Annotated in this window: 12 protein-coding genes; 8 read left to right on the top strand and 4 right to left on the bottom strand. The window is 68.0% G+C overall.

Going from position 1 to position 13,146, the window contains the following annotated elements; translation table 11 throughout:
• Window positions 1-64: 64 nt before the first annotated feature.
• The gene (locus tag DIS04_RS11060) at window positions 65-262 is read right to left on the bottom strand and encodes a heavy-metal-associated domain-containing protein (protein WP_111413839.1); all 198 of its coding nucleotides are present in this window, start codon (window positions 260-262) and stop codon (window positions 65-67) included.
• Window positions 263-391: 129 nt separating this feature from the next.
• Here DIS04_RS11060 and cueR point away from each other — a divergent pair, with 129 nt between their 5' ends.
• Entirely contained in the window at window positions 392-808 is a 417-nt protein-coding gene (gene cueR, locus DIS04_RS11055; RefSeq protein WP_111413838.1) for a Cu(I)-responsive transcriptional regulator, read from the top strand.
• A 15-nt stretch (window positions 809-823) separates the two neighbouring features.
• On the opposite strand, the gene cmoB is transcribed toward cueR, so the two are convergent.
• Together cmoB and cmoA are read right to left on the bottom strand one after the other, a co-directional pair.
• Entirely contained in the window at window positions 824-1,816 is a 993-nt protein-coding gene (gene cmoB, locus DIS04_RS11050) for a tRNA 5-methoxyuridine(34)/uridine 5-oxyacetic acid(34) synthase CmoB (protein WP_111413837.1), read from the bottom strand.
• A gap of 1 nt (window position 1,817) precedes the next feature.
• A complete protein-coding gene (gene cmoA / locus DIS04_RS11045) occupies window positions 1,818-2,561 on the bottom strand; it encodes a carboxy-S-adenosyl-L-methionine synthase CmoA (RefSeq protein WP_111413836.1) in 744 nt (247 codons plus the stop codon).
• A 232-nt stretch (window positions 2,562-2,793) separates the two neighbouring features.
• Here cmoA and pgi point away from each other — a divergent pair, with 232 nt between their 5' ends.
• From pgi to DIS04_RS11015, 6 genes are all read left to right on the top strand, one after another.
• Window positions 2,794-4,473: a glucose-6-phosphate isomerase gene (gene pgi / locus DIS04_RS11040; RefSeq protein WP_111413835.1), complete on the top strand. Its 1,680-nt coding sequence runs from the start codon at window positions 2,794-2,796 to the stop codon at window positions 4,471-4,473.
• 71 nt (window positions 4,474-4,544) lie between these two features.
• Window positions 4,545-5,162 carry a YqiA/YcfP family alpha/beta fold hydrolase gene (locus DIS04_RS11035; RefSeq protein ID WP_245904545.1) on the top strand — a complete coding sequence of 206 codons (618 nt, stop codon included), beginning with the start codon at window positions 4,545-4,547 and terminating at the stop codon, window positions 5,160-5,162.
• A gap of 84 nt (window positions 5,163-5,246) precedes the next feature.
• Entirely contained in the window at window positions 5,247-7,127 is a 1,881-nt protein-coding gene (gene parE, locus DIS04_RS11030; protein ID WP_111413833.1) for a DNA topoisomerase IV subunit B, read from the top strand.
• A 164-nt stretch (window positions 7,128-7,291) separates the two neighbouring features.
• A complete protein-coding gene (parC, locus tag DIS04_RS11025; protein ID WP_111413832.1) occupies window positions 7,292-9,544 on the top strand; it encodes a DNA topoisomerase IV subunit A in 2,253 nt (750 codons plus the stop codon).
• Window positions 9,541-10,761, top strand: a complete 1,221-nt coding sequence (serB, locus tag DIS04_RS11020; protein WP_111413831.1) for a phosphoserine phosphatase SerB — start codon at window positions 9,541-9,543, stop codon at window positions 10,759-10,761. Before parC ends, serB begins: the two co-directional genes overlap by 4 nt.
• Window positions 10,762-10,829: 68 nt before the next feature.
• Window positions 10,830-11,090 carry a TIGR02647 family protein gene (locus DIS04_RS11015; RefSeq protein ID WP_111413830.1) on the top strand — a complete coding sequence of 87 codons (261 nt, stop codon included), beginning with the start codon at window positions 10,830-10,832 and terminating at the stop codon, window positions 11,088-11,090.
• 68 nt (window positions 11,091-11,158) lie between these two features.
• Here DIS04_RS11015 and DIS04_RS11010 read toward each other — a convergent pair whose 3' ends face one another.
• Complete coding sequence (locus DIS04_RS11010) at window positions 11,159-12,013, bottom strand: SDR family oxidoreductase (RefSeq protein ID WP_111413829.1); 855 nt, start codon at window positions 12,011-12,013, stop codon at window positions 11,159-11,161.
• A 243-nt stretch (window positions 12,014-12,256) separates the two neighbouring features.
• Here DIS04_RS11010 and DIS04_RS11005 point away from each other — a divergent pair, with 243 nt between their 5' ends.
• The gene (locus DIS04_RS11005; protein WP_111413828.1) at window positions 12,257-13,090 is read left to right on the top strand and encodes an ion transporter; all 834 of its coding nucleotides are present in this window, start codon (window positions 12,257-12,259) and stop codon (window positions 13,088-13,090) included.
• Window positions 13,091-13,146 lie beyond the last annotated feature (56 nt).

Raw genomic sequence — 13,146 nt, 5'->3', positions numbered from 1 at the left:
TGTGCCTCCGTTACGATGAGGAGTAGGATGTCTCAAACCTTCCAGTCATGGGAAGGTGGTGGCGCTAGACCACCTGGTTGGGGTAGCCGGCCGCTTCGATGGCTGCCTGGATCGCCTCGACCGGCGCACTGCTGTCCACGCTGACTTGGCGATTCGCCAGGTCGAATTCCAGGCTGGCCCCGCTGTCCACGGATTCGATGGCGGTGGAGATCGCCGAGACGCAGTGGTTGCAGGACATGTCCGGCACGTTGAATTTCGGCATGAGCGCTTCCTCGTGGTGGGTGTGTTGAACAGCATAAACCTTCCCATTATTGTAAGGTCAAGCGCTGACGTGAGCCCCCCGGCAATCGGGGCATCTCTCGCGCCACGTTCCTGAAAGAGGAGGTAATCGATGAACATCGGCCAAGCGGCGAAGGCATCCGGCATCTCGGAAAAGATGATTCGCTACTACGAAAGCATCGGCCTGATTGCCCCGGTGCGACGCACGGCGTCGGGGTATCGGATCTTCAGTGAACAGGACGTGCACGCGCTGCGTTTCATCTCCCGGGCCCGTGACCTGGGTTTCTCGGTGGAGCAGATGGGCAACCTGCTCGCCCTGTGGCAGGACCGCCATCGGGCCAGCGCCGACGTCAAGGCCGTCGCCCAGGCGCACATCGAGGAGTTGGATGACAAGATCGAGAAGCTGCAGGGCATGCGCCGTACCCTGGAGCACCTGGTGAAGCACTGCCATGGCGACGAGCGCCCGGAGTGCCCGATTCTCGGCGACCTGGCGGCGGAGAGCCTCGAACTGGAAGCCGGGACTCCCTGACGCGCCATCGGCACGCTACGTCGGTCTCGTCGCCATCACCACCGCTCGTCGCGGCGCGGGATAGCCCTCGCGGGTCTTGCTCGGGTCGGCCGGGTCGAGGAAGTCGGCCAGCGACTGGAAGGTCATCCATTCGGTGGCGCGCTGCTCGTCGGGCGTGGTGACCGCCTCGTCGACCACCCTCACGTCAACGAAGCCACAGCGCTCGAGCCACTGGCACAGCGCTGCGGCAGAGGGCAGGAAGTAGACGTTGGGCATGGCGGCGTAGCGCTCGCCGGGCAGCAGCACGGTGGTCTCGTCGCCTTCGACGACGAGCGTTTCCAGCACCAGCTCGCCGCCGGGGCGCAGGGCGTCTTTCAGCTGCAGCAGATGCTCCAGCGGCGAGGGGCGGTGGTAGAGCACGCCCATGGAGAACACCGTGTCGAAGAAGGCGAGCCGCTCGGGCACGTCCTCGATACCCACCGGCAGGAAGTGGGTGCGCCCGCCGTCGGCGTCGCCGACGAAGTGACGCAGCGCCTGGAACTGGTAATAGAAGCGCGGCGAGGGGTCGATCACCAGCACGAAGGCGGCCCCCGCGCCGGCCATGCGCCAGGCGTGGTAGCCGCTGCCGCCGCCCACGTCGAGCACCCGCCTGCCGGTCAGCGGGGCCAGGTGGGGGGAGACCCGCTGCCACTTCCAGTCGGAACGCCATTCGGTGTCGATATGAATGCCGGCGAGCCGGTAGGGGCCCTTGCGCCACGGCGAGAGCTTCCTCAGCAGGTTCTCGCACTGCCGCCGCCGGCTGTCGTCGAGCGCGCAATCCACCGTCACGGTGTCGACATCCAACTGGACGTCGCGTGCCTCGGGCAGGGCGGGCAGCTTGGCCACCGCCTTCTCCCAGGCCGGCAGGTCGCCGTGGCGCTGGCGGTCTAGCCCGCGGGCCAGTTGCTCCGGCAGGCGGGCCAGCCAGCTCTCCAGCCCCTGGTCGATAAAGGCGCGATAAAGAGGGCGCTGTTCACGAGGAATCGCCACTTCAGGCCTCCTTGAACGCGATCAGCGAGGCGAAGTTCAGGTACTGGAACCAGGTCAGCGAGCGCGGGAAGCCGGCCCGGGCCAGGCGTGCATGGTGGGCTTCAAGGGTATCCGGCACCAGCACGTTCTCCAGCGCCGTACGCTTCTGGCTGATCTCCAGCTCGCTGTAGCCGTTGGCACGCTTGAAGTCGTGGTAGCGCTCCACCCGCCAGGCGTTGTCACGCTCGTCCGGGTCGATCACCTTCTCCGAGAGCACCAGCACGCCGCCCGGTTCCAGTGCGGCGTACAGACGTGCAAGCAGCGATTCGCGATCCTCCGGCGGCAGAAACTGCAGGGTGAAGTTGAGAATCACCATGCCTGAGGGCCGGTAGTCGAGGGAGCGTATATCGCCCTCCATGACCTCGATGGCATGCTGTGGGCACTCCGCCGCCAGCGTCTCGCGGGCGCGGGCGACCATGGCCGGGGAGAGGTCCACCGCGGTGAGACGGAAAGCGTCAGGCGGCAGCTGGCCGGCCAGCGCCAGGCTGGCGGCGCCGAGCGAACAGCCCAGGTCGTAGACATGGGCGCCGTGGCGCAGGTGGCGCCCGGCGATCAGCCCCAGCATGCCGAGGATCTGGCCGTAGCCGGGCACCGAGCGGCGGATCATGTCGGGGAAGCAGGCCACCACCCGCTCGTCGAAGGAGAAGCGCGCGACCCGGTCCAGGGGTGTGGAAAAGATCGCGTCGCGATAAGATGCGTCACTCATGAGCAGGCCGGTTACGTGGATCAGGCCGGTATTCTACGCCGGCCGCCGGCCGCCTGCACGGTTGGCGCGCCGCGCGGCGGCGAGACAGCGCCGTTGCCGTGCATCGCCACGCGATGCATTTGCGCTGTGGATTTACAGGCGGATACAAGGCTAGCCTGTGGGCGAAGGATGTCGCCCGTCTCACGCTGGCCGTCAACGACGCGGTGTTCCCGCAACGTCAAGGAGGATTGCTATGAACCACGCCCCAATCGACCAGACCGGCGCCTGGCAGCGGCTGATGGAACACGCCGAGGAGATGCGCCCCACCCACCTGCGCGAACTGTTCCTCGACCAGGCGCGGGGGCGCGCCTTCACCCAGCAGGCGGCGGGGCTGACCCTCGACCTGTCGAAACAGCGCTGGAGCGACACGACGCTTGCGCTGCTGCTCGACCTGGCGCGTGAAGCCGGCGTGCCCGAGGGCATCCGGGCACTGCTGGCGGGAGAGCACGTCAACGTCAGCGAGGATCGCCCGGCGCTGCACACGGCGCTGCGCCTGCCCCCCGAGGCCTCCCTGGCCGTCGACGGCGAGGACGTGGTCCCGGGCGTCCACGCCACGTTGGACCGCATGGCGACCATGGTCGCGCGCCTGCACGCCCGCCAGTGGCGCGGCGCCACCGGTCGGCCGATTCACGACGTGGTCAACCTGGGCGTGGGCGGCTCCGACCTCGGCCCGCTGATGGTGACCCATGCGCTGGCCGACTACCGACCCGCCGATGCCCACCATGTCGAGGTGCACTTCGCCTCCACCATGGACGGCTCGCAGCTCGCCGACTATCTCACCCGCTTCAACCCCGAGACCACGCTGTTCGTGATCTCATCCAAGTCGTTCACCACCATCGATACCCTGTCCAACGCGCGCACCGCCCGCGACTGGCTGATGGCGCGCCTGGTGAACGATGGCATCCAGGGGGTCGACGAGGACATGGTCATGCGCCAGCACTTCGTCGGCGTCTCGGCCAAGCCCGACAAGATGAGCGAGTGGGGCATCGCCGAGGCCAACCAGCTGCTGTTCTGGGAGTGGGTCGGCGGCCGCTATTCGCTGTGGGGAGCGATTGGCCTGCCCATCGCGCTGGTGATCGGCATGGCCAACTTCCGCGAACTGCTCGCCGGGGCTCATGCCATGGACAAGCACTTCGCCGAGGCGCCTCTCGGCGACAACCTGCCGGTGCTGCTGGCGCTGGCGGGGATCTGGAACGTCAACTTTCTCGACATTCGCGCTCACTCGATCCTGCCCTACGACGGCCGCCTGGAGCACTTCGCCGCCTACCTCGAGCAGCTCGAGATGGAGTCCAACGGCAAGTCGGCCACCCACGACGGGCGCCAGGTGAGCTACTCCACCTGCCCGGTGCTGTGGGGGCAGCTCGGCCCCAACGCCCAGCACGCCTTCTACCAGCTGCTGCACCAGGGCACCCAGCCGGTGGTATGCGACTTCATCGCCCCGCTCAAGCGCTACGACGACGTCGAGGATGCGGCGACCCGCCAGCACCTGATGGGGCAGCATCGCCTGACCCTGGCCAACTGCTTCGCCCAGTCGCGCCTGCTGATGCTCGGCGACGACGCCATCGACGAACCGGGCGAGCGCCCCGGCCACAAGCGCTACCGCGGCAACCAGCCCTCCACCACGCTGCTGCTCGACCGCCTGACCCCGGCCACCCTGGGGGCGCTGATCGCGCTCTACGAGCACAAGGTATTCGTCCAGGCCACCATCTGGGGCATCAACCCCTTCGACCAGTGGGGCGTGGAGCTGGGCAAGCAGATCGCCGGCGAAACCGAGCGCATGCTGGCCGACCACCATGGCCACGAGAAGATGGATGCCTCCACCCGGGCGCTGCTCGAAGCGGTCTGGGAGGCCGAGCGGGAGAGCGATCGTTGAAGCAGGGAGAAACGGGTTAGCGTGGAAGGGCTGGCAATGTATACAGTGGGTTCGGTATGCTGAGTGCGCCATTGGCAGCGCGGCCCGCCAGCGGCCTGCTCTACCTGCACGGCTTCAACAGCGGCCATGGCTCGCCCAAGGCGGCGCTGATGCGAGCCGCCTGTGCCGCGCTGGCACTGCCCTGCGAGACGCCGCAGCTGCCGCACCGCCCTGCCGCGGCCCTGCAGCTGGCCGAGGCGCTGCTGGAGGCGCTGGGGCCGAACCCGCTGCTGGTCGGCAGCTCCATGGGCGGCTTCCTGGTCACCTGCCTGGCCGAGCGACACGACCACCCGGCGGTGCTGGTCAACCCGGCGGTGCGGCCGGCCAGGCTGGTGTCGGAGTGGGTCGGCGAGGCCTTCATCAATGAGCACACCGGCGAGCGCTTCGTCGTCGAGACGGCGCACCGCGAGGAGCTGACAGCGCTGACGCCGCGGCGTGTCACCCCCGAGCGCTACCTGTTGCTGCTGGGGACCGCCGACGAGACGCTGGACCCGGCGGACGCCTTCGCCCTCTACCGCGGCGCCCGGACCCTGCTGCATCCCGGCGGGGATCACGTGTTCAGCATGCTGGAAGCGTACCTGCCGGCGGTGCTCGCCCATGGGGGGCACCGCCTGGCGCCGGGGCGCGTGACCATCCCGGCGTCGGATTGACCCCGCCGGCGCGGGGCGGCATCAGGGAAGAGGCGACAACACCGCTGGGAGCGCCATCGAATTCGTAACGGCTTTGGGACACGCATGACACAGTACAGTGCCAGCTCAATCGAAGTACTCTCCGGTCTCGATCCGGTGCGCAAGCGCCCCGGCATGTACACCGACACCACCCGCCCCAACCACCTGGCCCAGGAAGTCATCGACAACAGCGTCGACGAGGCGCTGGCTGGCCACGCCCGGGAAGTGATCGTGCGCCTGCTCGAGGACGGCGGGATCGAGGTCGCCGACGACGGCCGCGGCATGCCGATCGACATCCATCCCGAGCATGGCGTCTCCGGGATCGAGCTGATCCTCACTCGGCTGCACGCCGGCGGCAAGTTCTCCCAGTCCAGCTACCGCTTCTCCGGCGGCCTGCACGGCGTCGGGGTATCGGTGGTCAACGCCCTGTCGCGGCGTCTGGAGGTCGAGGTGTCGCGCGACGGCGCCCGCCACGCCATGGCCTTCGAGCACGGCGACAAGGTCTCGGAGCTGGCCGAGATCGGCAGCGTGGCCAAGCGCACCACCGGCACCCTGGTGCGCTTCTGGCCCGACGAATCCTATTTCGACAGCCCGAAGCTGGCCCTGGGGCGGCTCAAGCACCTGCTGCGGGCCAAGGCGGTGCTCTGCCCGGGGCTCAAGGTCACCCTGGTTGAGGCCGACGGCGCCGAGAGCGTGTGGCAGTACGAGGACGGCCTGCGCGACTACCTGGCCCAGGCCACCGACGGCTTCGAGGTATTGCCCGCCTCGCCGCTGGTGGGCCACTTCGCCGACGACGAGCAGGCCGTGGACTGGGCGGTGCAGTGGCTCCCCGAGGGCGGCGAGACGCTGATGGAGAGCTACGTCAACCTGATCCCCACGCCCCAGGGCGGGACCCACGTCAACGGCCTGCGCTCGGGCCTGCTCGAGGCGCTGCGCGAATTCTGCGAGTACCGCAACCTGCTGCCGCGGGGGGTCAAGCTCACCGCCGAGGACCTGTGGGAGCGGGTCGCCTACGTGCTCTCGGTGAAGATGCTCGACCCGCAGTTCGCCGGCCAGACCAAGGAGCGCCTCTCCTCGCGCACGGTGGCGGCGTTCGTCTCCAGCGTGGTGAAGGACGCCTTCTCGCTGTGGCTCAACCATCACGTCGACCAGGCCGAGGCGCTGGCCGAGCTGGTCATCAGCGCCGCCCAGCGGCGCCAGAAGAGCGCCAAGAAGGTAGCGCGCAAGAAGGTCACCGCCGGCCCCGCGCTGCCCGGCAAGCTGGCCGACTGCTCCGGCCAGGACCCGGCCCAGGGCGAGCTGTTCCTGGTCGAGGGGGATTCGGCCGGCGGCAGCGCCAAGCAGGCGCGCAACCGCGAGACCCAGGCGATCCTGCCGCTGCGCGGCAAGATCCTCAATACCTGGGAGGTCGATAGCCACGACATCTACGGCTCCCAGGAGGTCCACGACATCGCCGTGGCGGTGGGCATGGACCCGGGCAGCGACGACCTCAGCCAGCTGCGCTACCACAAGATCTGCATCCTCGCCGACGCCGATTCCGACGGCCTGCACATCGCCACGCTGCTGTGCGCGCTGTTCGTGCGCCACTTCCCGGCGCTGGTCGATGCCGGCCACGTCTACGTCGCCATGCCGCCGCTCTACCGCATCGACCTGGGCAAGGAGGTGCACTACGCCCTCGACGAGAGCGAGAAGGCGGCGATCCTGCGCCGCCTCGAGGGCAAGCGCGGCACCCCCAACGTGCAGCGCTTCAAGGGCCTCGGCGAGATGAGCCCGCTGCAGCTGCGCGAGACCACCATGGCGGTGGAGACCCGCCGCCTGGTGCAGCTCACCCGCGAGGTCGGCGACGGCACCATGGAGATGATGGACATGCTGCTGGCCAAGAAGCGCGCCGCCGACCGCAAGAGCTGGCTCGAAGATTATGGCAACCTGGCGGATATCGAAGTATAGCGCCAGCACGAGCGGCGCCGGGGGCAGGCCGTAGCGGAGGTCATTTGCCATGGCTGGCAAATGTAGCGCCCAGGGATGGGTTCACAGCGCCTCCGCGAAGGCCTGTCGCCGGGATAGCCGCGGCGGGAACGAGAGACATTGAACCCTGACCAAGGGCATATCGTATGACCATGGATATCCAGGTGGCGGAGGGCGACGTCGAGCGCCTCTCGCTGCGCGAATACACCGAGAAGGCGTACCTCGACTACTCGATGTACGTCATCCTCGACCGGGCGCTGCCCCACATCGGCGACGGCATGAAGCCGGTGCAGCGGCGTATCGTCTACGCCATGCGCGAACTGGCGCTGAACGCCAGCGCCAAGTACAAGAAGTCGGCGCGTACCGTCGGCGACGTGCTGGGCAAGTTCCACCCCCACGGCGACAGCGCCTGCTACGAGGCGATGGTGCTGATGGCCCAGCCGTTCAGCTACCGCTACCCGCTGGTGGACGGCCAGGGCAACTGGGGCAGCCCCGACGATCCCAAGTCATTCGCGGCGATGCGCTACACCGAGTCGCGGCTGTCGAAGTTCGCCGAGGTGCTGCTCGCCGAACTGGGCCAGGGCACCGTCGACTGGACCCCCAACTTCGACGGCACCATGAACGAACCGGTGGTGCTGCCGGCGCGTCTGCCCCACGTGCTGCTCAACGGCGGCACCGGCATCGCCGTGGGCATGGCCACCGACATCCCGCCGCACAACGTGCACGAAGTGGTCGAGGCCACCTGCCACCTGCTGCGCCATCCCGAGGCCACCACCACCGACCTGGTCGAACATCTGCCGGCGCCGGACTTCCCCACCGCGGCCGAGATCATCACCTCCCGCGACGACCTGCGCAAACTCTACGAGAGCGGACGCGGCTCGGTGAAGCTGCGCGCGCGCTACGTGATGGAGGAGGGCAAGGTGGTGGTCACCGCGCTACCCTACCAGGTCAGCGGCTCCAAGGTGCTCGAGCAGATCGCCGCCCAGATGCAGGCCAAGAAGCTGCCCATGGTCGACGACCTGCGCGACGAGTCGACCCACGAGGAGCCGACCCGGCTGGTGATCGAGCCGCGCTCCAACCGCGTCGACATCGAGGCGATGATGGCGCACCTGTTCGCCACCACCGACCTCGAGAAGAACATTCGCGTCAACCTCAACGTGATCGGCCTCGACGGCCGGCCGCGGGTGATGCCGCTGCCCGAGCTGCTTGGCGAATGGCTCACCTTCCGGCGCAAGACCGTGCGTCGGCGCCTGGAGCATCGCCTGGGCAAGGTCGAGGACCGCCTGCACATCCTCGAAGGCTTGCTCGCCGCCTACCTCAACATCGACGAGGTGATCCGCATCATCCGCGAGGAGGACGAGCCTAAGCCCGCGCTGATGGCCGCCTTCGGGCTCACCGACCGCCAGGCCGAGGCCATCCTCGAGCTGCGTCTGCGCCACCTGGCCAAGCTCGAGGAGATGAAGATCCGCGGCGAGCAGGACGCGCTCGAAGCCGAACGCAAGCGCTTGAAGGCGCTGCTCGGCAGCGAGGCCAAGCTCACCGACCTGATCGAGGAGGAGCTGCGCGAGGCGGCTCGCGAGCACGGTGACGAGCGCCGTTCGCCCATCGTCGAGCGCGAGGAGGCCAAGGCACTCTCAGAGGTCGAGCTGATGGGCGCCGACCCCATCACCGTGGTGCTCTCCGAGAAGGGCTGGATCCGTGCCGCCAAGGGCCACGACATCGACCCGGAAGGACTCTCCTACAAGTCCGGCGACCGCTTCGCCCTGGCCGCCCGCGGCAAGACCAACCAGCCGCTGGTGCTGCTCGACGACACCGGGCGTGCCTATACCCTGGCCGCCCACAACCTGCCCAGCGCCCGTAGCCAGGGCGAGCCGGTCACCGGGCGGGTCAACGTGGTCGCCGGCGCCCATATGGCCGGGCTGATGCTGGCCCCGCCCGAGAGTCGCTACCTGCTCGCCAGCGACGGCGGCTACGGCTTCGTGGCCAGGCTCGAGGAACTGATCGGCAAGAACAAGTCGGGCAAGGCGGTGCTCTCGGTACCCAAGGGCTGCCGGGTCATGGCGCCGGTACGCGTGCCCGAGGGCGAGGACATCTGGGTGGCGGCGGTCTCCAACGAGGGGCGGCTGCTGCTGTTCCCGCTGGAGCAACTGCCCGAGCTGGCCAAGGGCAAGGGCAACAAGATGATCGACATTCCCGGCGCCCGTGCCGCGCGGCGTGAGGAACTGGTGCGCGACATCGCGCTGCTGCCCGCGGGGGCGGGGCTGGTCGTGCATGCCGGCAAGCGCCACCTGACCCTCAAGGACGCCGATCTGGACTATTATCGCGGCGAACGCGGTCGACGCGGCAGCAAGCTGCCCCGCGGCCTGCAGAAGGTGGATCGCCTGGAGAGTGGGGAATGACACGACGACTGCTGATCCGCGCCACCGGCGCGGCACGACCCGGCCAGCTGGCCGGCCTGGGCCAGGCCATGGCGCGCAGCGGCGCACGGCTGCTCGACATCAACCAGAGCGTGACCTTCGGCATGGTCTCGCTGGAAGCGCTGGTCGGGCTCGACCGCGACAGCGACCTGGAGGGCGCGCTCACCGAGGCAGGCGATAGCCTGGGACTCGACGTGCAGGCGATCCAGGTCAGTGCCGACGACTACCAGCGCTGGAGCGCGCATGCCAGCCAGCCGCGGCTGATCCTGACCCTGCTCGCGCCGCACCTGCCCGCGGGAATCCTGGCCGAGGTCGGCGCGCTCACCGCCGAGCACGGCCTGACCGTGGAGCTGATCCATCGTCTCTCCGGTCGCGAGCCGCTGGACGGCGGCGTGCCGCCCTTCGGCGCCTGTGTCGAGTGCTGGCTGCGCGGCGAGGAGGTCGACCTGGACAGCCTGCGCGAGAAGGCGCTGGCGCTAGGTGCCATGCACGGGGTCGATATCGCCCTGCAGGAGGATTCGATCTGGCGTCGCCACCGTCGCCTGGTCTGCTTCGACATGGACTCGACCCTGATCCAGGCCGAGGTGATCGACGAGCTGGCCCGCCGCCACGGCGTCTACGAGGACGTTGCCGCGGTTACCGAGCGCGCCATGCGCGGCGAGCTCGATTTCCAGCAGAGCTTCCGCGAGCGCATGGCCAAGCTCAAGGGGCTCGACGAAGCGGTGCTGGCCGAGATCGCCGAGGAGCTGCCGCTGATGGACGGCGTCGAGCGCCTGATGAAGCACTTGAAGCGGCTCGGCTATCGCACCGCGATCCTCTCCGGCGGCTTCACCTACTTCGCCCGCGACCTGCAGGAGAGACTCGGCTTCGACGAGGTCCACGCCAACGAGCTCGTCATCGAGAACGGCAAGGTCACCGGCGAGGTGCGCGAACCGATCCTCGACGCCAGCCGCAAGGCCGAACTGCTGCGTGAGATCGCCGCGCGAGAGGGGCTGGCCATGGAGCAGACCATCGCCGTGGGCGACGGCGCCAACGACCTCAAGATGCTCGCCGCCGCCGGGCTCGGCATCGCCTTTCGCGCCAAGCCGCTGGTGCGCAGCCAGGCGCGCCAGTCGATCTCGACCCTGGGCATCGACGCCGTGCTCTACCTGATGGGCTACCGGGAAGGGGACCTGGAGGACGAAAGCCGGGCCGGTTGAACCGCGGGCGCTGGTGAACCGGCGGCAAGTGGCGTACCTTCGAAGGACCCACAGTACCGGAGGTCGCCATGGCCCAAGCGCATTTCTCCGCCGAGCTGCTCGACGAGCTCAACCTGCTCTGCCTGTTCAATCTCGACACCACCCAGGTGGGGCTCAAGGTCCATGCCGGCAGTGCAGCTCCCGGCGCCGTTGCCGCCGCGGCTCGGCTGCACGACAAGGGCCTGGTGACCCAGGCCGACGGCGGCTACCTGACGCCGCGCGGACGCGAGGCCGCACTCCACGCCCAGGAGCTGGCGGGCCTGCTGGCCTCGCCCGAGCTGACGACCTGAGAAGGGCGGCTTACGCCGGCGCCCGCCTCCTCGAGGCGGGCGTCGCGCTTTTCGGCTGAACGGACGGCTCAGGTGTTGAGGACCACACCGCCGTTCAGGTGCAGCGTCTGGCCGCTCATGTAGGAGGACTCCTCGCAGGCCAGGTAGACGTAGGCCGGCCCCATCTCCGAAGGCTGGCCGGCGCGGTTCATCGGCACCTGACCGCCGAAGGAGGCGACCTTCTCGGCCGGGAAGCTCGCCGGAATCAGCGGCGTCCAGACCGGTCCCGGCGCCACCGCATTCACGCGAATTCCTTTTTCCGCCAGCGGTACCGCCAGCGAGCGCACCAGCCCCTGGATGGCGCCCTTGGTGGCGGTGTAGTCGATCAGGGTCGGGTTGCCCTTGAAGGCGTTGATCGAGGACGTGCAGATGATGCTGTCGCCCTCGCTCATGTGGGGCAGGGCGGCCTTGGTCAGGTAGAAGTGGCTGAACACGTTGGTCTGGAAGGTACGCTGCAGTTGCGCGGGCGGGATGTCGGTGATGGCGTCCCAGTCGTACTGCTCGGCGGCGTTGTGTACCACGATATTGAGCCTGCCGAACTCCTTGAGTGTCCTGTCGACGATCTTGTCGCAGAACGACGGCTCGCCCACGTCGCCCTTGAGCACCAGGCAGCGGCGCCCCTCCGCCTCGACCAGGCGCTGGGTCTCGCGGGCGTCGGTGTCCTCTTCCAGGTGCACGATCGTGCAGTCGGCACCCTCGCGGGCGTAATGCACCGCCACGGCGCGGCCGATGCCGCTGTCGCCGCCGGTGATGATCGCCACCTTGTCCTTGAGCTTGTCGGCGCCGCGGTAGCTCTCGCGAATGTACTCCGGCTGCGGGTCCATCTTGTACTCGGCGCCGGGCTGGTGGGACTGCTCCTGGGGAGGTTGCTTCTCTTCGCTCATGTGCCGGACTCCTTTTCCTTTGCACGTGATGACTAGAAAGTAGGCAGCACACAACCTTCCGGACAAGGCAGGGAGCGTGAATAAAGGTTTCGCTGTCGTAATGTCTGGTGTTGTCACCGCCCCTAGCGAGCGTCCCATCGCTTGCCGCTCGTGCTAACATCACGCCGCCGTCCGTCAGGCATGACAAGCGGCTGACGGCAGGCGGCGGGGGGTTACAGTCACAGCGTGCTTTCGAGACACTTCATGAGCGCTTCTTTCGGTACCTGGCGCGACCGCTTCGAGCGGCTGCGCGCCAACAAGATCTTCGAACTCACGGTGATCGCGATCATCGTGCTCTCGGCGCTGCTGATCGGCGCCAAGACCTACGAGGAAGAGGTCGGCCCCTTCCAGGAGTGGCTGCTGCTGCTCGACGTGGGGGTGACGATCTTCTTCCTGGTGGAGATCCTGATCCGCATGGCGGCGGAGCGGCGCCTGAGCGACTTCTTCAAGCGAGGCTGGAACGTCTTCGACTTCCTCATCGTCACCGCCAGCCTGATCCCCATGGACGACTCCGAGATGGTGCTGCTGGCACGGCTGCTGCGGATCTTCCGCGTGCTGCGCCTGGTCTCGATGATTCCGGAGCTGCGCATGCTGATCGCCGCGCTGTTCAAGTCGATCCCGCGCATGGGCTACGTGGCGCTGCTGATGTTCATCATCTTCTACATCTACGCGGCCATCGGCAGCTTCCTGTTCAGCGACGTCGACGAGCAGCTGTGGGGCAACATCTCCCTGGCCATGCTGACCCTGTTCCAGGTCGCCACCTTCGAGAGCTGGGCCACGGCGGTGCTCTACCCGGTCATGGAGCACTATCCCTATGCCTGGATCTTCTTTCTCACCTTCATCTTCCTCAACGCCTTCGTCTTCCTCAACATGATGATCGGCATCGTGCTCGACGTGATGCAGAAGGAGAGCATCCAGGTGCAGTTGGAGAGCGGCGAAGGGGAGGCCGCCGAGCTGCACGGCCTGCGCGACGACGTGCGTCAGCTGCGTGACCAGCTGACGCGGATGGAGGCGATGCTGGAGCGGCGCGAACGCTAGGCCGTCCTTCCGCTATGCTTCAGGTGGCCGGGCTCGATCGGCGAGCCGGGAGGCGC

Source organism: Billgrantia lactosivorans, from assembly GCF_003254665.1.
GTDB classification, from domain to species: Bacteria; Pseudomonadota; Gammaproteobacteria; order Pseudomonadales; family Halomonadaceae; genus Halomonas; species Halomonas lactosivorans.
The sequence above is the reverse complement of the archived record's forward strand: the minus strand, read 5'-3'. Positions and strand labels throughout refer to the sequence as shown.

Coding starts and splice junctions, on each gene's coding strand:
- DIS04_RS11015 (WP_111413830.1), top strand. CDS start 10,830: ATGGCCCAAGCGCATTTCTCCGCCGAGCTGCTCGACGAGCTCAACCTG.
- cueR (WP_111413838.1), top strand. CDS start 392: ATGAACATCGGCCAAGCGGCGAAGGCATCCGGCATCTCGGAAAAGATG.
- DIS04_RS11010 (WP_111413829.1), bottom strand. CDS start 12,013: ATGAGCGAAGAGAAGCAACCTCCCCAGGAGCAGTCCCACCAGCCCGGC.
- parC (WP_111413832.1), top strand. CDS start 7,292: ATGACCATGGATATCCAGGTGGCGGAGGGCGACGTCGAGCGCCTCTCG.
- serB (WP_111413831.1), top strand. CDS start 9,541: ATGACACGACGACTGCTGATCCGCGCCACCGGCGCGGCACGACCCGGC.
- cmoA (WP_111413836.1), bottom strand. CDS start 2,561: ATGAGTGACGCATCTTATCGCGACGCGATCTTTTCCACACCCCTGGAC.
- DIS04_RS11060 (WP_111413839.1), bottom strand. CDS start 262: ATGCCGAAATTCAACGTGCCGGACATGTCCTGCAACCACTGCGTCTCG.
- DIS04_RS11005 (WP_111413828.1), top strand. CDS start 12,257: ATGAGCGCTTCTTTCGGTACCTGGCGCGACCGCTTCGAGCGGCTGCGC.
- pgi (WP_111413835.1), top strand. CDS start 2,794: ATGAACCACGCCCCAATCGACCAGACCGGCGCCTGGCAGCGGCTGATG.
- parE (WP_111413833.1), top strand. CDS start 5,247: ATGACACAGTACAGTGCCAGCTCAATCGAAGTACTCTCCGGTCTCGAT.